We start from the raw sequence: 20,289 nt of genomic DNA, 5'->3' as shown, positions 1-20,289 counted from the left end.
AAAACCAGGCCGGATCCCCTTCCGCCCGGCTATGCCCCGCAATGTCCGGCCACCCACCCCTGCTGCAGGGCACTCCGGGGGCCGTGTACTGTTCTCTCCTGTGCGGCCGACAAGGCAGCCGAAACCCCCGGCAAACAGCGGGGGAACGGGTGCCGCTAAGCTGTATGAGCAAGTCCGGGTGGCGGAATGGCAGACGCGCTAGCTTGAGGTGCTAGTGCCCTTTATCGGGCGTGGGGGTTCAAGTCCCCCTCCGGACACGTACCAAATCCCTACGGTGTGTGCTGAGATCGACATCAGCACGCACCGTTTTGGTTTCCGGGGCATAGGTCAACCGCAGACCCATCTCCCGATAGACCTGAGCCTTATCCTCCGGGCTGGCCCGCCGCAAGACGGCCCCGACGTCCCCGAGTGACTCGACAAGCGCGCGGACCTCAGCGATCCCCATACGGCGCGTCGGCGCGGCCGCATCCGCCAGCTGCCGCTCAAGGCGAGAACGTTCAGTCTGCGTCTCCGTGATCCACTCCGTGACAAGCACAGGGTCGGAGCCGGCTTCAAGTGCAGCTCGATATTGCCCGAGCTTGGCATCACACGCCGCGATTGCCCGCTGAACCTGACCGGCGCCCACCTCCGCGACATCCGGCGCCTGGGCGTCAACGAGGGCGCTGACGGTGTGATTCAAGTTAGTAGCCGAGAAGGCAGAAGCGAGCCACGCGTCGATCGGCCCGGTCACGACGTCTTCGCGGAGGTAGACGTTGTCCGGGTGATCGACTCGATTGGCGATTGCATACTCTTTAGGAAAGCGGCACCGGTAGTACACCAGACTGTTGCTGTGCTGGCCCTGCATTCGGCGCTCGCACGCCGCGCAATAGACGCAGCCTCGAAACACGTACGGGTGTCGCGTGCGATGTTTTTGGTGCGGAGTGCTGTATCGAGCCCTGGATTTGAGGAGCTCGTGCACTTCATCGAACATTTCGCGGGAGACTATGGCCTCGTGACTTGGCTTCCTGGAAAAAACCCATTTATCGTTCGGATTCCAGCGCATGATGCTCTTATGTCCGAGTGCCACGTCGTCCACATCGAGCAAGACCTCATCTGTACGTTGCTTGTTCCACACCTGATATCCGGTGTAGCGAGGGTTGGTAAGAATGGTCCGCACCGCTTGCTTCGACCAGGCGATACCGCTCCGGTGCTTGTTTCTTGCTCGATCGTATGCCGACGGCGAAGGGAACCCGGAACCCGTCAGGAGTTCCGCGATCGCAAAAATCCCGTAGCCTCGGAGAAAGTAATCGAAGATGGCCTCGACAACCGGTGCGGTGTTCGGGTCACGCACTAGGCCGCGCAGCATGCGTCCCACAGAAGCCTTGCTTGGATTCGGGTGAGGACCAAGGTCGACTACTTGGTAACCATACGGCGGCCGACCACCGAGGTAGCGACCCTCCAACTCTGTCTGTGCGGCCATTGCGGTACGCACCCGAAGCTTGATGCGGCTGCGCTCCCCCTTGCTCATGCCGCCATAGACCTGCATGACCAGTTCGTGGGCCTCGTTGTCAGGGTCGATGGGCCCGCCGATCTCCGGCACCCACAACTGGACCTGGAAGTGCGCAAAAACCGGCATGGTCATGCCGAACTGGTTGCCATAAAAAGCTCGCTGGGGCTCACCGATCACCACATCGCCGAAGCCACGGTTTGGGTTCCGCAGTTCAGCCAGCAGCAGTTGCGCTTGTTCGCGGCGTTGCCAAGGCAAGGATCGGCTCTGCCCGACGTCGAAGAACTCCTTCACGATTCGGCCGCCGCGAGGATCGATAAGCGCGCTCGCCCGGGTCATTTGCCATCCCCGTGATGACGTGGGGTCTTGGTTGTCCTCCGTTGAGACACGGCCATAGAAAGCGAACCTGGTTTCAGCGCTGGATTCATTCATAAAGCTTTCAACTCCCGAAACTTTCTTCCGATTCTGCGGACTGGCGGACTTTGGCCAACAAGGACAGCAACGCACGTGCTGCAGCACCACTAATATCCGGGCAATCATCAGGGACAAAAACGTGCACCCGGTCGCCGGAATCTAGCCCGGCAGTTTTTCGACATTCCGATTCATTTATATCATTTGCGTCAAGCCTGCTCGATTTCCGACTTCCGTCAGGCTGGCGGGTACGTTCGCTTTCAGCCATAAAGAACTTGTCGCTGGTCAAAGATGCGGCACTTCAGGCAGCATGCCCATTCGAAGGGATTGAATAAGGCCCCTACCGCAGTCGTTTCTTTCGGCATCACAGTTTGCATGTTTCCTCCTCGCGGCCCTTTGGGCATAAAATGGCCCGGGGATTACCCCGGGCCATCGGCGACATGTTTACTACAAACACCCCAAGTAGAGGCTTGGCCATACTCCGTGAGGCGGTCAGCCAACTCTCGGTGCTAGCGACGAGGTGTCGTCATTTCGGCAGTAGCGCAGCCTATTCGGGTGGAGTTAGCCAGCGTCTAAGCCATCCGCCGAGCGAGGTGCTCGCCATGACGGTGGCGGCGGTGGTGATGATTGCCCACCAGATGAGGACACCGATATAGGCGATGGTTAGGTACCGGGCCGTGAAGAAGCCGGTAACCAGGGCATATCCGCTGCCGAGGATAACGGCTGCAATTCCGCGAAGCAATGGTTGGCGGGTTGCCGTGAAAGCGGTTCCCGCGCCGAGCATCGCGGCGCCCGCAGATTGGAAGAGCCCGGCCATATCGAACAAATATGTTGGTGAGGTAGAGAAAGCCAGTTGTTCGACGAAGACACCGGCGGCGGCCAAAGCGATCGCCGGTGCGGGCGGAGATACACGCTGGAGCCATGATGGAAGGGCCGAGGCTGGGATGCGATGCGCGGTGAGCGCGATGATGGCGGCGGCAGCGGCGAAGGGGGCGGCGGTGAGGATGGTGATCTTGATGTAGGGATCGGGGGTGTAGTGCACGCCGATGCCGATGCCGAGACCCCACAGGCCGGCGAGGGCAAGGCTGAGGGAGGCAGCGCCGAGGTAACCGCGGCGCAGGAGTGCGCCGGTGGTGATGTTGTCGTCGGCGTGCGAGGAGAGAATCCAAGTGGTTGGCGTGAGTTGAGCTGCCGCCCAGCCGGTTAGCGCCGCGAGAGCTGCCGCGAAGGCGATGTTTTCTCGGGGCAGGTAGACGGCGGTGACGGTGCTGCCCGTCTTCCAGGTGATCGCCGTTTCGATCGTTTGCCATAGCAGGGCGACCGAGCAGGCGGCGAGAACGGCAACGCGAGCGAGGTTGGCCAGCGTTAGCCGCGTTCGTGGCAGTCGGACGGTGGCAGCGGTTCCGCGCGACGCGGCGTACAAGGGCTGTGTCAGCTGCAAGGCCCCGTACGAGATCACATGCGGGTCTCGCAGTACGACAGCAAGCGGAAGTCCTGCTGTCGTGAGAGCCGCTTCCAACTCAGGGATAACGGCATCATCACCGACCAGCACTACGGCACCTATCTCAGAGACTTCGAGTTCTGCCTCTGCGACCAGCTGTTTTACCGTCTCTTCGATGTCGTCAAAATACGGCGCTGCGGCGGCGTGAATGTCAGAACGGGTCAGCAGCACGGCTTGGTAGGGCTCGGGAAGCAGTATCGACGTCCGAGGCTGGTCAGCGAGACTGCTCCGAGCAAGCCGGATCTCGCGCATCACGCGCCAGTCCCCCAACAGGACTTCGGAGTCTGCCGCAGCACGTTCAGCAGCCACTTGGGCGAGGGCCCGATCGATGCTCTCGGCGCTGGAGTCGTGGATCGGCAGGTGTGCCAGTTGGTGATATCCGGTCACGCAGTCCAAGATCGCCATCTCGAGGCCGCCAGTTCCGACCGCGACATACGGTCCGGGCCCTTCTGTCCCGGATTGGACCACGCTTGCGGCTGCTGCCGCTGCGGTGACGACATGCGGGTCGGGCAGGCCAGCGCTGATGGCGGCTTGTTGCAGCCGTTGCCGAGCGCGGGGACCCCAGGCGCGGTCGGTGATGAGCGTCAGTGCGGTGACCGGGCTTCCGGTTTGTCCCGCCGCAAGGTTTGCCACGTGGGCGAGGACGTCTGCAACCGCTGCGAGGGGATCGATGTCACCATCGGGCGCGGCGGGAGTTTGGAGCGTCGCCATGGGATGTGGCTGATACCCGGCGGGATCATTCATGCCGGCCGTCAAAGCGGGGACTCCGGTCAGCAGTCCGCCACTTTCCGACTGGTAGATGCCGCTGGGGAGGCGGGGCTGTCCGTCGAAGTAGAGGGGCTGTGTGGTGTTGCCACACGCGTAGACCGCTGCGGTCCACCAAGCACCAATCTCTACAGCCAGATGAAGATCATTCACGGCCATGCCGGGCAGTGTCTCAAAGTGATCGACGCACAGTGATCCCGCGGACACGTTCTTCGGATGGTGATAGACACTCATAAAAGTTATGGCCGTGGCCCTTACCGGACCGGTAGAGATCGATGCTCGGTGAGATCTTTAGGGCGGGCTATGAGTGACGACGGCGAACGGCTCGACCCGGTACAGCGCAAAGCAGCCATAATTGCTCGGCAACCCACGGTGTGGACTCCGGCAGCGCCTCGGCAGAATGCCGCGAAGCGGGGTGGCCGGCGCGTCGCTACGGTCCTGCGTGCATTGCTGGGCGTGCTTGCGCTAACTCTGGTGCCGCCGGTGTTGCTGGTGCTCGTCTTCGGCAGCCCGGCGGACCTGATGCCGTCACGGGACACTCTGGCCGGATTCTTCGGAAGCCAACGGTCGGAGAGCACTTCGGAAGTCGCCGCCGCAGCGGCCGGTGCTGGACTGTGGCTGCTCTGGGCAATTCTGATGATCCTGCTGTTCGGCAGCCTTCTCACGGTGGTCGCCGGACGTCGCTTCCCGCGGTGGCGACTGCCTGCTCCGCTACACCGACTGCTATTCGGCTTGGCAGGCACCGCTGTGGTCGCGTTCGTCACGACTCCCCACAGCAGCGCCCAACCCGGACACCTTCCAGCGGCGGGCGCAGCCGTGTCCGGTACTGAGCAGCCGGGTGGAAGCAGCTTGCGGCAAGGAGGAACGGTAACGGTCCTGGTCGGTGACGTCAGCTACGAGTACCAGGTGAAGCGGGGAGACACCCTGTCCAAGATCTCCCGGCAGTGGCTAGGAGACCCGGATCGCTGGCCCGAGATCTGCCATCTCAATAAGCATCGGCATCAGGCCGACGGGGCGAAACTCACCGACTGCGACCTCATCTACCCCGGCTGGAAAATGAGATTGCCCTCCGACGCCCGCCAACCGGAAGCCACAAAACCGCGGTCAACGACCCATCGACCATCCGTGAAGCCGCCGCCAACGACCGCACCAGCCACGCCTAGCAGCACGGAACCGGCTGCGAGCGCCCCGGCAACGACGCCGTCACCGTCCACCGGCTCGACCTCCGGATCACCGACCTCCGCGCCGAGCGCGGTCAACCACGCCCCGGGAGCCGGCCCCGGCAATTCGGCCTCTGCCGCGCCGAGCAAGTCGGCGACCGCCGCGGTACCGGCCCCGTCAGCGACCTCGACACCGGGCCCGTCCGCTACGGCTTCTACGGCGCCCGGGCCCCGCTCCGGCGAGGCGGCCTCATCAGCGGCGGCCCCGCCGTCGTCGGAGGCCGCACCGCCGGCCGCAACGAGCGACGTCCACGGCGTGCAACTCTCGCCGTGGAACTGGGTCTCGTGGATGCTAGCCTCTGCGATCAGCTCCGCCTCGCTGCTGGTCTGGCGGCAACGCCGCCGCCGCTTCACCGGCGAACCCGATAGCGACCCGCCAACCGAGCTTCCCCGGCCGGTGGCCACACTGAGCCGTGAGCTGCACCGTAACCCTGAGCGCACGCCGCCCGTCACCGACCCGCCGGGACTGCCCGACCTTGCGCCGCTCCCGCCCGGCGGCACCGGCCTCGTCGGCCCCGGTGCACCCGCAGCCGCCCGCGCCGCCCTCATCAGCGTGCTGGCTTCCGGCGACCCGCACCACCCCGACATCCGGGCCGAGGTCATCGTCGACGCCGCCACGCTGCTTAATCTGCTCGGCCCGGACGGGATAGAGCTCGGCCCCTGGCCGCGACTGCACGTGGCCGACACGATCGACGACGCTCTCACCGCAATCGAGGCCCGGCTGCTGCACCGCAGCCGCATCCTCGACGAGCACGCCCTCAGCGACCTCGACGAACTACGGCGTACCGCACCCGATGAGGAGGCGCTGCCGCCAGTCGTGCTCATCGCCAAGGCCCCGACCGCCGGTGCCCGAATGCGCGCCAAGGTCGCCCTCGCCTTGGGCGAAGGGCTGCAGGTGTCGGCGCTGCTGCTCGGCGAATGGGTTCACGGCGCCACCGTCGAGATCACCGACGACGGGCACACCACGCTCGTCTCCGGGCAGCCCGTCGAACCGGTACCGGCACGGGTGCCCGTCCTTGAGCCGGACCCGACGATCCAAATCCTGACCACGCTGCGCGAAGCCCAGACCGGCGAACTGCCCGTCATCGCCACCCCGGCGAACCTGGTCACCGTCGTGCCGCTGCACACCAGCCGCACCGAAACCACTGAGCACACCGAGACTGCCGAAGCCATTGCTCGCGCCGACCGGGTGGCATCGCCCGCTGAGGGCCGGGCACGACTGCGGATACTCGGCCCACCCCACATCGAAGACATCACCGCCGAAGGCCGGCCACTCCGAGCCAAAGCCCTCGAACTGGCCGTTTACCTCGCCGTCCACCCCGACGGCGCCAGCACACGCGAGATCGGCGAGTACCTCGAACCCGACGCCCGCGTCAGCCAGGCCGACCAGCGCGTTCACACCAACGCCTCGAACCTGCGACACGTCCTCGGCCGCGCCGGCGCCGCGGAGACGAAGAACGCCTACGTCGTCAAATCGGCCGGACGATATCGGCTCGATCCAGCAACCGTCGACGTAGACGTGTGGACCCTGCGTGACCTCATGCGCAAAGCCACCATCGCCACCGAGCCGCGCCGCCGGCAACTACTATCCGCCGCCTGCCATCTATCCTCTGCACCGCTCGCCGAAGGCCAAGACTACGAATGGATCCAACCCCACCGCGAGACCGTACGCCGCTGGGGCACCGAAGCTCACCTGCTGCTGGCCGACGACCTGATCGACGGCGACCCGCAAGCCGCGTCCGAGCTGCTCGACAAGGCCATCGGCCTGGACCGCTACAACGAGGCGCTCTACACCAAAGCAATGCACGCCCGCCACGCGCTCCGCGACGCTGACGGCATCCGCACTCTGTTGCGCGCCCTCACCAAGGCCCTCGCCGACCTCGACGCCGAGCCCCGCGAGGACACGATCGAGCTGTCCCACAAACTGCGCACTAGCCTGGATGACAAATGACCGTCACCGGAACGCCGCGTGCATCTGCGGTCGACCGCTGGGGACCGGGGCGGTCGAAGCCGTTGCCGGCTCGTCGCGTCCCGCTGCCGCTGACCGGGCAGTCTGCCGCCTCGTCGGCCCGCCCCGCCCGAATGTTCGTGAGAACTCACAAGCAGAACCAGACGGGCCATCACCTACGGCTCAGTCCTTTTGCCGGGGAAGTGTAAATATTCCAACGCTGTGAATGGGTCGGGCCGGGCGGCCGACGGCTCGTCAGATCAGACTTCTGGTAGTCGTAAGCGAGCTGTCTGTAGCCGCGGCCTGGAGGTTGGCCGCGTTAGAATGTTCGACTGCCACGCTGAACGGGAATTGTCGCTGACGGGTGAAGCCTCGATCGGAGCGTGAGGATGAGACATCAACCAGGGTTGTGCCAGGGTTAACGTGGACTACGACTGGGGCAGGAACCTCGAAAACCTTGGCCGGGACACGCCACCCGCGGTGATCGATGAGGCCATCGAGCACCTGACACCGCTCGACGAGGGCGAGGGCGAGGCGGCGGCACTCTTTGTCCGAGCGTGGCTACATTTTCTCCGGCACATCCAGTCCACGCTAATCCCGGGGCGTACTTCCGCGCCCGACGACCTGGATCAGGCACTGGCAGCCGGCCAACAGGCCCTGGATCGGCTGCGGCGAATAAAGGGAAGCGACCCCAGCCTGGAGATCAATGTGCGCAATCTCGTCGCCGAGGCGCTGCAGCTGCGGGACGCGCCGGGCGACCTCGATAGCGCCGTCGACATCATGACCGAGGCGACCCGGCGCCTCCCGTCGGGATCGCCGGAATGGGCTGCTGCCGTTGTTAGCCTCGGCGACCGGCTCATCGGCCGTTACATCAAGTACCACCGGCCCGCCGACTTCGCTGCGGCCGAGCAGGCCCTCCAGGCCGCAACCCAGGCCGGTTGGCCGGAACGGTCGTCACTGTGGTTGCGGCTCGGCTCCCTCTATGAGGAGCGGTTCCGAGCCGGGGGAGACGCGCACCACCATCGGCGGGCTCTCGAGATCCTGCGCACCGCCTGGGGTGAGGAATCGGGATATCCACTGCTGGCACTTTCATACGCCGACGCGACCGTCAACTCCGCCGCCGCGCCGACGGTCGAGGAACTGGATGCCGCCATCGCGGCACTAGCCACGGTCGACGCGGCCGGTCTGCCCTCGACGATCCAGCCGAATTTCCACTACCTCGTGGCGGCAACCCACCACCGCCGCTTCAATGAGCGTCACGACCCAGGCGACCTCAAGGCGACAGTGGCCGCGGCCGGCCACCTAATCGCACACCCGGTCAGCCCACCCGACCTCCGGGCCGAAGCCCAGTGGATCCGGGCGACCGTGTGGCTTGATTATGTGTCGATCAGCGAGGACCGGACGGTCGACATCGACTCAATCATTACAGATCTCTATGCCGCTGCCCCGCTCCTGACTGCGGACCAGCGCCGTTTCGCCGACACGCTGCTTACCCGCGCACTGGCCCTCCGGTCCCGCCGCACAAGTGAAGAAGAGCTGGTTGAACCGAACCGGCCGACGCCGCTGGCGGATGTCTTCGAGAACAACGCCGAATCGCTACGCAAGGTCGAGAGAGCAAGGTATCGCGGGGTGCTGTGGGGCATTCTTGGCGGGGCTGCGCGAACGCTCGACCTTTCCGCGACCGCCTTTCGCCTGCGCCGGAGCTCCACCGTGGAAGACCTGCAGCGAAGATCTCAGAACATACGCTTCCGGGCACATCGACTCCCTGCACACCCTGAGCGCAGGCGGTTCTCATGACCAAAACCTCGGATGCGGCAGAGAGCAGACCGTCACAAAAAGGGATCAGCCGGCGTGCACAACCTGCGTCCGCAAATGCTGCCCACATCAGCCCGCAAGAGGCTCACATAATGTGGCTCGACCGCCAGGAGGCGTACCTGGCTTGGGCAGGGATCGTCAGCGCGTTCCTTCTCTCGCTGGCGTTCCTTATAACCTCTGGTTGGCTTATATCTCAGAACCACGAGATCAGCGGTACTATTCTAGGCACGGTCGACTTGGTTGCCCTCGCCACAATCTTCATTACTCGCCAACGAGCGGAGACGGCCAAGTACACAGATACCGCGCCGGACACAGATACGACAGAACGGACTTAGAAGCGCCCAGTCCCGAAATCAGCGGCCGTCGACGAGCTGCAACGTTGCTGTAGTCGCGTGGGTGGATCACATCAGGTTCGATCGCGTTAGATCCCGGTCTGGCGGGACACAATTTGATGCCAATATTCCGGGTATACAAAGTCTGAATTCTGACGGGCGAACGCCAGTGGACCAGACACTTGATCAAGTGCACCGTAATCGCCAAATAGGTGCGTGTTAATTGTTGCCGGTTTACCGGGTCAGTGCGGATATTCCAATGGCGTGAATGGGTCGGCTCCACTGGCCGTCGGCCTTCGCGCTCTCGCCCTCGGTAGGGCCTGCGAACAGCCGTCTGAGCCACCGAGGGCCACGGTGATAGATGTTGCCGCAGCAGGCGTCTGCGCCGGCTACAGTCAACTTTGCGTTTCACGCCGGTGATGCGGTCAAGAGGTCGTTCCCGTGGTGGCCCGGCTGGACCTCAGCCGCTTGGTGCCCGACTCCCTGCTGACCTCCACCTGCCGCTCAACGCGCCGTCACCGCAGGCAGGCACGCCTGGGTGCCAATGTCGTCACCACACACGCCGGCCATAGACAATCTTCGACTCCGCCCCGTTGAGGCATCCTGCCCGTAAATCGGCACGCCGACAATCTGCCCCTCGGCTAGGCTTCTACGTCGTGAACGTTCGAGGCTCGTGGCGTCGACTACTCGGCAACGCCATGTCGGCAATGCTGGGTGCGATTGAGATCTACAATAAACCGCGCTTCGCCTACCGTGACGAAGTGTTCGTCATTCTGCTGATCAACTCTTGGGAACTTCTACTGAAGGCGATCGTCTCCAAGAGTGGTGGTCGCATTTACTACCCCAAGAAGCGCGGGGAGCCGTATCGAACTCTGACCTGCCGTGATGCCTTCTGGAGGGCTGCGCACACCCCCCTGTGGCCCAAGAAGATTCCCTTCGGTGCCGTTGATGCAAATATCGAACTGATCTCCGTGTACCGAGATCAGGCGATCCACTTCTATAACAACCGATCTTTTGGTGCCGTCATCTACTCTCTGTCGCAGACCTCAATCATCAACTTTCGTGACGTCGCTGAAGCCGTGTTCGGTCGCGATATTGGCGACGAGATGGGTTGGCGCATTATGCCATTGGGCATGTCGGGGGCGGTTGATCCGGTGAAATTCATGAGGGGAAAGGGCACGGCATCGGACCAGACCCGCGCGGTCCAGGACTTCCTCACGTTTATGCAGGAGAAGACGGACGAGCTTGGCGCAAGCGGTGTAGATACGGGGCGCCTCTGTACGGTATTCGATGTTTCCCTAAACTCGGTCAAAAAGATTGACAAAGCCGATATTGTCGCTGGAGTCACCTCCGAGGATCGCGCCGATGCTTTTATCGTTCATCGCCGAGTCGACCCGAATGCATCGCATCCTTTCCGAAGGAAGGACGTGCTGCCGAAGCTGGCAGCGAAACTGTCGGCCTACGAGTTTGACGCCGTGGTGCACTCCCATAAGCTTAAAGAAAATCCTCGATACTGCTGGAAGGATGACAACGTCTCACTGGTCAAGTGGTCGTCCGAGATGATCAAGTATTTGGACAATCTTACGCCAATGCAGATCACCAAGGCTCGCGATGAGTACGCCAGCAGAAACAAAAAGAAGAAGGCGTAATCCCGCTCACTCGCCCCTCGCACGCACGGTTACGTCAAGACCGGATAGTGACCTTGTATATATCATTATGACATCTATCAGGCCGTCCGCTTCTCGGTAAGTCAAAGACTGTGAACTGTTGCTGGTTCAGAACACGCTTATATGTACGTGGTTGGTATGCCAGCCGGAGGGGTCGTTTCCGCCGTATGGGTTGTTGTAGGCGTGCCAGCCCTGCTCTGGGGTCCAGATCAGGCGGAACCAGATGACGTAAATGATGCCGAGGCGGGTCGCGTTGGCGACGGCCCATGCTGCCATCGCGTCGCCTCGGGCTCTCTGCGCGCCGGTGGCTTCGCCACCGGAGGTCATCATCCAGTCGCAGGCGCGGCCTCGTGGGTGTTCGCCGTGGTCATCGACGCGGAAGCACCCGGGTTTCGGAAAGCCGGCGGCGCTGGCCTGCTGGACGAGGTGGAGCAGGCGCGGGGTCACGCAGCCAGTGCCGGTCGTCGGGTCGGGGATGATGGAGCAGGTCTCTTCGGGCCAGGAGCCGTCCGGGTTGCGGGGCGCCGGTTCGGCGCTGCCGAACGCCAGGGTCGAGCAGTCGAGCGCGATCTCCTCGGTGCCGTACTGCTCGACGATGCGCATCGCGTCGGTGGTCCACTTCGCGTATGCGTCTGGGTACGCCGAGATCTGGACTGCCTGGGCTGCCTCAGTGAGGGGCATTGTCTGCCAGCCGGGCACCGTCTTGAGCTTGTCGTAGAACTTGCCTGCCTGGTAGGCGGGTTCGGCCAGTTGCTCGGGAGTTCCCCATCCTTGGCTCGGGCGCTGCTGGAAAACGCCGATCGAGTCGTGATCGTTGGCGTCCCCGAGGTAGGGCAGGTTCCGCAGCCGGGATTCCTGCATGGCGACCGCGACCGCGATGGCCTGCCCCCAGGCGCCGACACCTTTGGTGGCCCCGACCTCGACGATGGTCGCGGCGATGGCGAGTTGTTCGGTGTCCCACTGCCCGGCGGCCGCCGGTTGCCCGGAGGCGGCGGTGGCCGGGGCGGCAACGGGGCCGCAGGGGCCGGAGCCCCCGCCCATGACGGCGGACATCAGCAGCATGGGCAGCCCGAGACAGGCGACGATGGCGACGGCGACGATGGCGATGACTGCTCTAGTCATAGGCGATGCCTTTCCGCGAAGACAAAAAGGCCGGGCTGCGCACGTGAGCCGGCCGGCCGAGGCGAAGGGGTGCGGTTGGTCAGAGGCGGTCGGCGAACGGGAACAGCCCGGTGTTCGCTTCGCTGAGGAGATCGGTAATCCGGTCGCCGGCCTCGCAGAGCGGAAAGCCCGCGGGTACGGGGGCGGCGCGGCGCCAGTCCCAGTGACCGGGCTGAAGACCGGGCACGTACCAGAGCGTGTCATCGCGGTCGAGGAACAGGGCGCCGTCGATCTGCGGAGCGAGCAGGGTCATTGGCTGGCTGGCGCAGGTGGCGAGGCAGTGGCAGCGGGGATTGTTGTAGGTCGAACGCGGCTGGCTGTGATGGGCTGGGCAATTGCCGTCACAAGCGAGGTCGTAAGCGGGGCGAGGGGTGCGATACATGGCTGTTCTCCTCTGGTCGTGAAACACAAAAAGGGCGTGGGCCGCCCACGTGGGCGGCCCACCATGAGCGGTCGAGATCAGATGCGAGGGCTAGCGATGACGAGCGCCGATGATCGCAGCAGGTGCTTGATGGAGCGGTGGGTCAGGCCAATGGCCGGATGAAGCTGGTGCCGCCGGGACCGAGGAGCCTGTCTTGCTGGATGTGGAGGGTCTCCTCGGCGGTGAGCAGATAGGCCTGCAGGTGCGGCACGCCTTTGCGCCAGGCGTGGTAGAGCCGGTGCACACCGTCGATCAGCAGTCCGGCAGGCGGCGTGTCGCCGATGCGGACCAGGCCGAGCAGTACCGGGTTGGTCAGGTCGGTGCTCATCGCGTAGAGCCGGTCGAGGCTGTCGGAGGTGGGGCCGATGAGATTGACCGTGGTGCGGTCGGGGTCGTCGAGGCGGTTGAGGCCATACCCGGTGGCCCACGCCGTGACGTCGAGGGGACGGGTATCGCGGGGCGCGTGTGCGATCAGCGCCAGCGCGGCGTCGATGTCGAAAACCAACGGCCCGAAGTGGAACCACTGCGGCTGCCGGTCGGTCATCGCGCGTTTCCCCTGGCGGTGAGCGTGGTGTAGATGCACACGCACCGCAGGATTAGTTCGTGCGACGGCAAAGTCAGGAGGCGCTGCCGTTTGTCGTCGCGCAGCTGATCCCAGATGAGGACGGTGACGCTGGCGGACCAGGCATCGATCAGGACGCCGTCGACCTTGAGTATCTGGCGGTCGGCGGCGATGCGCCGGAGGGTGTCGATGAGGGTCGCGTCGCCGATCGGGTGGTTGGCGTCGTCCGGCCGGGCGGCCTCCTCGTAGTCAGTGAGGCATTCCTCGCAGGTGTGGCCGCGGGGCGGGTCGTCGGTCTCCCATCGGAGGACCTGGTCGGCGGCTATCCCGCAGACCGCTTGGCGCGGATCGCGGGGATGGAGCAGGTGCGGGGTGGTCATCGGCTCGTGTCCGTTCCGGTGCGAGCCGGGGCATGTTGGCCCACGCCGGGCCAACATGCCCCGGGCGGGTGAATGGGTAGGAGTGGTCAGACCTTCAGCAGGTCGGACTTGGTCTGCGTGGGCACGCGGTCGGCTCGCGTGGCGGGATGACGTGTCGTCAGGGCTGGGTGATGCCGTGCTCGTTCATCACCGCGCGGACCCGGGAGGCGACGTCCTCAGGCGTGGTGGTGATGAGCAGTTCGTGCTCCGCGTAGATGGCGTTGCCGTTCTCGTCATTGATACTGATGGCCCACCGCATGCAGCCGTCTTCAGCGGGATGCGGGCTGATTCCGACGCGGCTGCCGCCCGGCAGGTTGAGCCAGGTGACGTAGTCTCCGGCGGGCGAGCCGCATTCCAGGTACCAGGGGTGGCCGAGCAGATTCGCCACCGGTGCTTGCAGTACCGGGCTGTACTCATGCTCGGGATTGGTGACGTCGTTGCCCGTCGGCCAGGCGTTTCCCCAACCGGCATTGATTTTGTTTCCGTCGTACATAGGCGCATGCCTCCTTCTAGACGTTCAAATCCGGGATCCCGAACTCACCGACGGAACCACCCGGGCAGGGAATGGGCCGTGGGCGTAAGAGGTGATGCCTCGTCGGTTCGTTGCCGTTTCTGGCACGAGCCGACACGGTGAGTCGGTAGCGGTGGCTAGACCTTCAGCAGGTCGAAGGCGACCAGTTTGAGGCCGCCGGTGGTGCCGGTCACCACACGGTTGGCGCGAACCAGGTCGTCCTTGGCGGGCTGGAAGTGGTCCAGGTACTCGGTGATGGCCTGGTATCCGGCCCACCGGCTGCCGCGGATGGCCTTCTGGGTGTCGGCCTCAGTGATCAGGTACTTCAGCGTGCCGAGCCGCTGCTTGGCGTTGCGCTGTGTGGTCTCGGACGCGTCGTCCTTGACGGGGAACACCTGGCCGACGATCTTCTCGAACTCGCGCGTGGTCAGCGTCGTGTTCAGCATCCGCTCAGCGGCCTTCTCAAAGGTGTCGATGTATTTCCACATCAGCCCGAGAGCTTCGCGAGCCTGGCTGATCTGGGAGTTGACGTTCGAGGTGTGCCGGAAGGTGTAGTGCCCGACGGCGTGCTCGAACGCGGCCCGCTGGGTGTTGGCGCACACGACCCGGATCGGGCTGGCGTCCACCCGCAGCGCCGCGGTCCCGTCGTGGCTGGTGGTGCCGATCAAATAGAGGTCCATCCGGTCGACTCCTGCGATGGTCATCGCGTCGGGCAGCTTGAGCGTGACAAACACGCTCTTGCCGCGCCGTAGGCTGCCGGCGGTCTCGAAGTGGCCGCCGCCGACCTGGTCCACGAGTTGGTCGAGCATCTCGGCGCACTGCTCGTTCTGAACCACGGTGTAGTCGGTGCCGACGATGCCCAGATACTCCGTGGTCCCGGTGACCGGGTTGCGGCGCACGGTCATCTGCTTGTTGTCGGCGGGGATCTGCACCTCGACGCCGTCGACGATGTCGATGCCGACCGTACGGATGGTCCGCACGCCCCAGTCGCCGAGCTTGGCGGCGGCCATGATCTCTTCGGCCTTCATGGTGTCTTGGGTGACGGTGCCCAGCCGGTGCCAGGCCGACAGGCGGGCACTGGCGAACGCGGTCGTGCCGTCGGCGAACCTCTCGAGTTCGTGTGGCATAGGGGTTCTCCTTCCAGATACAGGTGCGGGGCCGAGCAGACGCTCGGCCCCGCGATGGAATGCGTGAGTGGTCAGGACTGCGGGATGTCGTCTTCGTCGGCCGGCGTGCCGGCGGCCGGGAAGGCGAACGCGATCGGCGCGTCGGCAACCTGGACGAGGCGACCAGCGGATGCCAGCAGCAGGCAGCAGCTGCGGATGGCGATGGTGCCGAAGTGACGCCCGGTCACGGCCGTGATGCCCCGGGCGATCTCGTACGGCTTCAGCGGCTGGCCGGGGTTGGCGGCGCAGTAGGCGCTGACCAGGTCGGACATCGCCGTATCAGCCCGGCCGTCGCCCCTTGTCAGAGCCACACCGCCATCGCGGCGGTGCACCAGGTCCGCCACCTCAAGCAGCGGCAAACGCCGCAGCACGATGCGCAGCGGTAGCCCCGTGCGTACGGCCAGTTGTTCCGGGGTGATGGTTCCGTATTCGGCCACGGCTCTCATCAGCTGCGCCGACTCGTTGTCGAGCTGGTCGTACGGCTGCCGCGAGCGGCCGCCCGCCGACGTGTGGCGTTGTCCGGTGCTGCTGACTACTTCGGGTCTGTCGGGCGGGGCGCCTGAATCGGCTTCGTGGAAGTCGGTCATAGCTGTCACTCCTGGTGCAAACGGGTGCGGGGCCGAGCGCATTGCGCTCGGCCCCGCGAGGATGGGAAACGGTCAGGACTGCTGGGTGTCGCTGGCGTCCTGGTCGCTGGCGCTCTGCTCGGCTCCGTCGTCGCCGCTGGTGTCGCCGTCGCCGCTGTCACCGTCGGACGGCTCGGCGTCTGCCTCTGCCGCGTCTTCGCTGACGATGGGCTTCGGGAAGACGAAGGTCAGCGGCGCCTCGGAGACCATCAGGATGATGCTCGCGGCGGCGGCCTTGGTGCAGTTGTTGCGGACCGCGCCGGAGCTCACGATGCGGCCGTTGAGCTGCGCGCTGATCGCGGTGGCGATCTCCTGCGGAGTCATGGGCCGGCCGGGGTTGGCGGCTAGCTCCGCGACGGTCAGCTTCTCCAGTTCGCCGCGGCCGAAGGGCTGGTTGCCGTCGGCGTTGGCGGTCGCATCGCTGCGCTGCGTCATGGTGCTCGGGGTGTTGTTCAGCGTGCGCGGGGCCAGCCGGGTCGGCAGTTTCACGGTGTGGACCTCGTCGTCCGGGCCGACGATGTGCAGGGTTCCGTCCGGGCGGATCAGGCTCTGCACCGCCGCCGCAGCCTCCGGGATGGTGGTGACGCCGCGGATGACCTGGAAGCACAGTGCGCAGCGCGGCGGCTCCGGGTTCGGGTCGACCTCGGACGCCTTGGTCGGTCCGGCGATCCACCGCGCGCCCATGCCCGGCTTGCGGCGGGCGGCGTCGGCCTGCTCCATTGCGGCGAGCAGCCGAATGGTCGTCGCGTCACTGATGCCGCTTTCGGCGACGATCACCTCGATGGTCGCGCCGTCGGGGTAGTCGGCCAGGACTCCTTTGATCGCCATCACCTTGCGATCGCCGGGACGGGTCGGCGTGACGATGGTCGACCGCGGTTGCTCCTTGGCCGGAGCTCCGGTGTCGTCATCGTCATCGTCGTCGGGTGCGTCCTGGCCGGACGCCTCCTGCCTGGCGGGGACCTCGTCGTCGGGGTCGCCAGTTTCCGGGGTTGTGCTGGCGTCTTCGCCGCTGGTCTGTTCGGCGTCACCATCGTCCGGCGGGTCGGCGGCGTCGAGGTCCGGGTCGTCGGGCTCGTCAGTGCCGGCGGTGACCTGGTCACTGAGGTCGGCCGCGTCCAGCGCGGCGGCAGCGGTCTCCGACAGGGTCCACCGGGTGGGCGTGCCCTCGGCCGGGTCAGTGCCGGTGTCGACGGCGACGATCAGCCCGCCGTCGGTCAGGGTCTTGATTGCCTTGTCGGTGGTCGAGCGGGCCTTGCCGGGACCGTTCCATCAGCTCGTGGACGTTGGCCTGGCCGGCTTCGACTAACGCCTTCAGGACAGCCTGCGTCGCAGGAGGCAGGGACAGGTTTTCCATGGGTTTCCCTTTCTCGGGAACAAGGGGTGAGCCCGGCACGGACTGTGCTGAGCGGGTGGTGCGCCGGGACGAGCAGCAGCGGCTTCCGGACGAGCGCGCAGAGCAGCGCCGTCGCAGCGAATGTGCGTACGCGGCCCGGTGATCGGGGTGTAATGCCGCACCGGTCGTTCAGCGGCCGGAATCCCACCGCTTACGGGAGGCCTTCCTCTTGCGGGTGACCCTCCGCTTGCCGATGGCGCGCACGTGGTAGAAGCGGCGCTCGACGGTGTCGTAATAGATCCCGGCGAGCGGGTAGGTGAGACAGATCGGGCCGGGGTACTCATCAAGGTCGAGTTCGACATCGGTCTTGTTGATCTGCGCCCGGACGGTTCGTCCGGCGATCTGCCGCCCGCGCAGGTACTCGCTGTGGGGCAACACGATCAGGACGGTGTCGCCGGGATTGACGTAGCGCCGCCGCACCGGCTGTGCCGGGTTCGTGGCGACGTACGCCGTGCGGTCGGGGTCGCCGACGAGGTAGTCGATGTTCACCCGGGCGCACTCGTAGTCGCTGGCGGCGAGGGCCACCGTGGCCAGCGCGTTCGTCACTGACTGGGCCGAGCCGGTCAGATCGTCGCCGTTGATGAGCTCAGTGCGCAGGGCGCCCACGTCCGTCATGAGGTGTTCGCGTGCGGCGCGCAGTTGGTCGGCGGCGGCGGGGAGATGTGCGGCGGCCGGGATCGGTTCGGTGGCGTGCTGGTCGAGGGTTCGGCCGGTGGTCCGGACGATCCACTTCTCGACCAAGTCGAGGTATTGCATGGGGGTCTCCTTCCGGGGGTCGCGGGCACGCCGAAGACCGGTCGCAGCGGGGCTGTGACCGGTCTTCGAGGCGTGCGGGGTGGGTGTGCGGCTATGCGATGGTGACGGCGCAGAGCCGTGCACGATTGTTGAGACTGCGCAGGTAGGCGCAGGCGTCATTGAGGAACCGGAACCGGTCGGCGACCGAGTCCCCATTGGCCTGCATGACGCGTCCGTCGGTGGTGATCAGCGCGTCGCCGATGAGCGCGACGCGCCAGTAAAGTCCGGCGTAGGTCGCCTCACCGGCCTGGTAGAGCGACAACTCGTAAGGGTCGAAGACATCCCCGCCGGCGTAGGCGAGCATCGCGAGTACACGCGGCTGCTGCTCGAAGCGACGACGCGCCTCGGCCAGGGTGACCTTCTTCGGGGCGGTGTGGTGCAGGACGAGGAAGTCCTCCCAGGTACGGGCGTTCGCAGTGGTGGCGTTGATGTGCATGTTCCACGCACGCCAGCGGGCGATCGCGTCGTTCGCGGCGACCTGCGACATGCCGGGGAGGTCGAGCCGGCTCTTGCGGCCTCCGGCGGCGAGGGTGATAGCGCCGAACTTGCGGACGGCGTCTAGCAGGTAGTAGCCGAAGAAACGGGTCAGCCAGCCGATGAATTGGCGGTGCCGGACCCGGAACCGGCGGGCCGGGGTGCCGTTGACCTGCATCAGGTCGTTGACCTTCTCGCTGGCGGCGAACCAGTCGGCGTCGTCGCCGGGGTTGAAGCAGACGGTGACGATCGTGTTGGTGAGCGGGATGTTCGTGGGCATGGCGGGGGTGCTCCCTTCGCGAAGCGGTTCAGGGGTTGGGGTGATGCGGGAGTGGTGCCACCGGATCGCGGCGTCTGGGCCGGCGGAAAGGCTGCCGAGAGGTGCGCGAGGCGCAGATCACGAGCCGACCAGGACGGTGGGCTGTGGGTGAACTGGCTGGGCGCGGGCAGTCCGCAGAGGGGCCAGACGGGCGGCGGTGCGAACAAAGAAAGAAGAAGCTGCACCGTAGCTTCGTGACCTGACAGCGTCGCTCCTGTCAGGAATCGCGATCATGGCGTTGAGCTGGGCTGACAGGTTCGGCCGTGGAGCTGTCAGCGGCTGTCAGAGGACGAAGACGCCGTCATCGTCGTAGTTGGGGTTGTCCGCGACCGGCTGGCCGTGGTCACTCGGCAGTTCGGCCAGATCGACTCGGCCGGTGGCGCCGCGCGGCAGCCACACGCGGGCGGCGGGCGCGCTGGCGTGTACGGAGGTCGCGACCGGGACGGTGGTGTGCTGGCCGGGCAGTTGCCGGTGCAGATGTTCTTCGCGTTGCTCGGTGCCCAGCCAGAACAGCACCGGGTATTGCGGGCCGCCGCGGCGGATGAGTTTGGCGTACCGGTCGAGTTTCGCGACCAGGCGGCCGAGCGGCTCGCTGCCGGTGTCGGCTTCCAGGAAGAAGCCCATCGTGACGGGGCCGGCGGTCCAGAGGCCGTGCCCGTCGGCGGTGATGGTCCGGAACTGCTTGGTGGTGACCTGCTCGGACCACCACCGGTCGAGCCGCGTATCCGGGTGCCGGCGGGCGTGCCCTGTGAGCTGGACGAAGAATTCGTTGGCCAGCACGAGGTGCGGCAGGTTCGGGTTCGCCGACAGCCGTTGCACCGTCTGGTTGCTGGCCCTCGGTGTGGGCTCCGGCCGTTCGTGGGCGGCGGCCTGGAAGCGGTGCCCGTTGTGGCCGAGCGTCCAGTGCCAGGGCTGGCTGCCGCCACCGACGCGCGAGAACCGGAATCGCTCGATCAGATCCAGGGCGGCCAGTTCGTTGAGGCGTAGCTGGCAGGTCCGTCGGGCGGTGAACAGCATCCGGTGGATCTGGCCGGTGGTCAGAACCTGGTGGTCGTCCAGGAGCTGAAGAAGCAGACGATCACGAGGGGTGATGTGGGGATAGATGGCCAGCAGACTGGCCGTACGCGAGAACGGCATAGTGATCACCCCCTGGTGGAGAGGACACCCTGTAGGGAGTCTGGACATGTCGATCTTGGCTGCGGGACAGCCGCCGCCGGTGTCCGGGCAGGTCACGGACCTGACAGACCACGGACAGGGGCTCGTCTGGGGGCTCGTTTCGCAGACACCCCCAAACGAG

At 65.5% G+C, this 20,289-nt stretch carries 18 protein-coding genes and 1 tRNA gene; 5 read left to right on the top strand and 14 right to left on the bottom strand.

Going from position 1 to position 20,289, the window contains the following annotated elements; all coding sequences use genetic code 11:
• Window positions 1-172 precede the first annotated feature (172 nt).
• Window positions 173-257 (top strand) — tRNA-Leu (locus tag L3i22_RS12110).
• Here the strand turns inward: L3i22_RS12110 and L3i22_RS12105 are convergent.
• The 3 genes from L3i22_RS12105 to L3i22_RS12095 form a co-directional block, all read right to left on the bottom strand.
• The gene (locus L3i22_RS12105; RefSeq protein WP_221327056.1) at window positions 239-1,918 is read right to left on the bottom strand and encodes a recombinase family protein; all 1,680 of its coding nucleotides are present in this window, start codon (window positions 1,916-1,918) and stop codon (window positions 239-241) included. The genes L3i22_RS12110 and L3i22_RS12105 overlap by 19 nt on opposite strands.
• A 7-nt stretch (window positions 1,919-1,925) precedes the next feature.
• Window positions 1,926-2,186, bottom strand: coding sequence for a hypothetical protein (locus L3i22_RS12100; protein ID WP_221327055.1), 261 nt, complete (start codon window positions 2,184-2,186; stop codon window positions 1,926-1,928).
• A 258-nt stretch (window positions 2,187-2,444) separates the two neighbouring features.
• Complete coding sequence (locus L3i22_RS12095; protein WP_221327054.1) at window positions 2,445-4,397, bottom strand: Hsp70 family protein; 1,953 nt, start codon at window positions 4,395-4,397, stop codon at window positions 2,445-2,447.
• 69 nt (window positions 4,398-4,466) lie between these two features.
• Here L3i22_RS12095 and L3i22_RS12090 point away from each other — a divergent pair, with 69 nt between their 5' ends.
• From L3i22_RS12090 to L3i22_RS12080, 3 genes are all read left to right on the top strand, one after another.
• Window positions 4,467-7,334: a LysM peptidoglycan-binding domain-containing protein gene (locus tag L3i22_RS12090; protein WP_255658148.1), complete on the top strand. Its 2,868-nt coding sequence runs from the start codon at window positions 4,467-4,469 to the stop codon at window positions 7,332-7,334.
• Window positions 7,335-7,754: 420 nt separating this feature from the next.
• Window positions 7,755-9,128, top strand: coding sequence for a hypothetical protein (locus L3i22_RS12085; protein ID WP_221327053.1), 1,374 nt, complete (start codon window positions 7,755-7,757; stop codon window positions 9,126-9,128).
• A gap of 1,006 nt (window positions 9,129-10,134) precedes the next feature.
• On the top strand, window positions 10,135-11,127 hold the full coding sequence (locus tag L3i22_RS12080; protein WP_221327052.1) for a DUF3644 domain-containing protein: 993 nt from the start codon (window positions 10,135-10,137) through the stop codon (window positions 11,125-11,127).
• A gap of 126 nt (window positions 11,128-11,253) precedes the next feature.
• Here the strand turns inward: L3i22_RS12080 and L3i22_RS12075 are convergent, their stop codons facing one another.
• From L3i22_RS12075 to L3i22_RS12040, 8 genes are all read right to left on the bottom strand, one after another.
• Complete coding sequence (locus tag L3i22_RS12075) at window positions 11,254-12,267, bottom strand: hypothetical protein (RefSeq protein WP_221327051.1); 1,014 nt, start codon at window positions 12,265-12,267, stop codon at window positions 11,254-11,256.
• Window positions 12,268-12,346: 79 nt separating this feature from the next.
• A complete protein-coding gene (locus L3i22_RS12070) occupies window positions 12,347-12,688 on the bottom strand; it encodes a hypothetical protein (protein WP_221327050.1) in 342 nt (113 codons plus the stop codon).
• A 142-nt stretch (window positions 12,689-12,830) separates the two neighbouring features.
• Window positions 12,831-13,271 carry a hypothetical protein gene (locus L3i22_RS12065; protein WP_221327049.1) on the bottom strand — a complete coding sequence of 147 codons (441 nt, stop codon included), beginning with the start codon at window positions 13,269-13,271 and terminating at the stop codon, window positions 12,831-12,833.
• On the bottom strand, window positions 13,268-13,669 hold the full coding sequence (locus L3i22_RS12060) for a hypothetical protein (RefSeq protein WP_221327048.1): 402 nt from the start codon (window positions 13,667-13,669) through the stop codon (window positions 13,268-13,270). Before L3i22_RS12060 ends, L3i22_RS12065 begins: the two co-directional genes overlap by 4 nt.
• A gap of 157 nt (window positions 13,670-13,826) precedes the next feature.
• Window positions 13,827-14,201: a hypothetical protein gene (locus tag L3i22_RS12055; protein ID WP_221327047.1), complete on the bottom strand. Its 375-nt coding sequence runs from the start codon at window positions 14,199-14,201 to the stop codon at window positions 13,827-13,829.
• A 155-nt stretch (window positions 14,202-14,356) separates the two neighbouring features.
• The gene (locus L3i22_RS12050; protein ID WP_221327046.1) at window positions 14,357-15,346 is read right to left on the bottom strand and encodes a DUF932 domain-containing protein; all 990 of its coding nucleotides are present in this window, start codon (window positions 15,344-15,346) and stop codon (window positions 14,357-14,359) included.
• Between the two features lie 71 nt (window positions 15,347-15,417).
• Window positions 15,418-15,972 carry a hypothetical protein gene (locus tag L3i22_RS12045; RefSeq protein ID WP_255658147.1) on the bottom strand — a complete coding sequence of 185 codons (555 nt, stop codon included), beginning with the start codon at window positions 15,970-15,972 and terminating at the stop codon, window positions 15,418-15,420.
• Between the two features lie 72 nt (window positions 15,973-16,044).
• Window positions 16,045-16,839: a hypothetical protein gene (locus L3i22_RS12040; protein WP_221327044.1), complete on the bottom strand. Its 795-nt coding sequence runs from the start codon at window positions 16,837-16,839 to the stop codon at window positions 16,045-16,047.
• A 325-nt stretch (window positions 16,840-17,164) separates the two neighbouring features.
• On the opposite strand from L3i22_RS12040, the gene L3i22_RS12035 reads away from it, so the two are divergent.
• The gene (locus tag L3i22_RS12035; protein WP_221327043.1) at window positions 17,165-17,317 is read left to right on the top strand and encodes a hypothetical protein; all 153 of its coding nucleotides are present in this window, start codon (window positions 17,165-17,167) and stop codon (window positions 17,315-17,317) included.
• Between the two features lie 216 nt (window positions 17,318-17,533).
• On the opposite strand, the gene L3i22_RS12030 is transcribed toward L3i22_RS12035, so the two are convergent.
• The 3 genes from L3i22_RS12030 to L3i22_RS12020 form a co-directional block, all read right to left on the bottom strand.
• Window positions 17,534-18,160 (bottom strand): hypothetical protein, encoded by a 627-nt coding sequence (locus L3i22_RS12030; protein WP_221327042.1) that lies wholly within the window; start codon window positions 18,158-18,160, stop codon window positions 17,534-17,536.
• 91 nt (window positions 18,161-18,251) lie between these two features.
• Complete coding sequence (locus L3i22_RS12025; protein ID WP_221327041.1) at window positions 18,252-18,953, bottom strand: hypothetical protein; 702 nt, start codon at window positions 18,951-18,953, stop codon at window positions 18,252-18,254.
• Between the two features lie 321 nt (window positions 18,954-19,274).
• Complete coding sequence (locus L3i22_RS12020; protein WP_255658143.1) at window positions 19,275-20,225, bottom strand: replication-relaxation family protein; 951 nt, start codon at window positions 20,223-20,225, stop codon at window positions 19,275-19,277.
• Between the last annotated feature and the right edge of the window lie 64 nt (window positions 20,226-20,289).

This window comes from Actinoplanes sp. L3-i22 (assembly GCF_019704555.1).
Classification (GTDB): domain Bacteria; phylum Actinomycetota; class Actinomycetes; order Mycobacteriales; family Micromonosporaceae; genus Actinoplanes.
Note: the sequence above shows the minus strand (reverse complement) of the source record. Positions and strands in the feature narration are given on the sequence as shown.

Excerpts from the sequence above, each read along its gene's own strand:
- L3i22_RS12075 (WP_221327051.1), bottom strand. The coding sequence starts at position 12,267 with ATGACTAGAGCAGTCATCGCCATCGTCGCCGTCGCCATCGTCGCCTGT.
- L3i22_RS12030 (WP_221327042.1), bottom strand. The coding sequence starts at position 18,160 with ATGCAATACCTCGACTTGGTCGAGAAGTGGATCGTCCGGACCACCGGC.
- L3i22_RS12040 (WP_221327044.1), bottom strand. The coding sequence starts at position 16,839 with ATGGCGATCAAAGGAGTCCTGGCCGACTACCCCGACGGCGCGACCATC.
- L3i22_RS12095 (WP_221327054.1), bottom strand. The coding sequence starts at position 4,397 with ATGAGTGTCTATCACCATCCGAAGAACGTGTCCGCGGGATCACTGTGC.
- L3i22_RS12045 (WP_255658147.1), bottom strand. The coding sequence starts at position 15,972 with ATGACCGACTTCCACGAAGCCGATTCAGGCGCCCCGCCCGACAGACCC.
- L3i22_RS12105 (WP_221327056.1), bottom strand. The coding sequence starts at position 1,918 with ATGAATGAATCCAGCGCTGAAACCAGGTTCGCTTTCTATGGCCGTGTC.
- L3i22_RS12090 (WP_255658148.1), top strand. The coding sequence starts at position 4,467 with ATGAGTGACGACGGCGAACGGCTCGACCCGGTACAGCGCAAAGCAGCC.
- L3i22_RS12025 (WP_221327041.1), bottom strand. The coding sequence starts at position 18,953 with ATGCCCACGAACATCCCGCTCACCAACACGATCGTCACCGTCTGCTTC.
- L3i22_RS12050 (WP_221327046.1), bottom strand. The coding sequence starts at position 15,346 with ATGCCACACGAACTCGAGAGGTTCGCCGACGGCACGACCGCGTTCGCC.
- L3i22_RS12060 (WP_221327048.1), bottom strand. The coding sequence starts at position 13,669 with ATGACCACCCCGCACCTGCTCCATCCCCGCGATCCGCGCCAAGCGGTC.
- L3i22_RS12065 (WP_221327049.1), bottom strand. The coding sequence starts at position 13,271 with ATGACCGACCGGCAGCCGCAGTGGTTCCACTTCGGGCCGTTGGTTTTC.
- L3i22_RS12055 (WP_221327047.1), bottom strand. The coding sequence starts at position 14,201 with ATGTACGACGGAAACAAAATCAATGCCGGTTGGGGAAACGCCTGGCCG.
- L3i22_RS12070 (WP_221327050.1), bottom strand. The coding sequence starts at position 12,688 with ATGTATCGCACCCCTCGCCCCGCTTACGACCTCGCTTGTGACGGCAAT.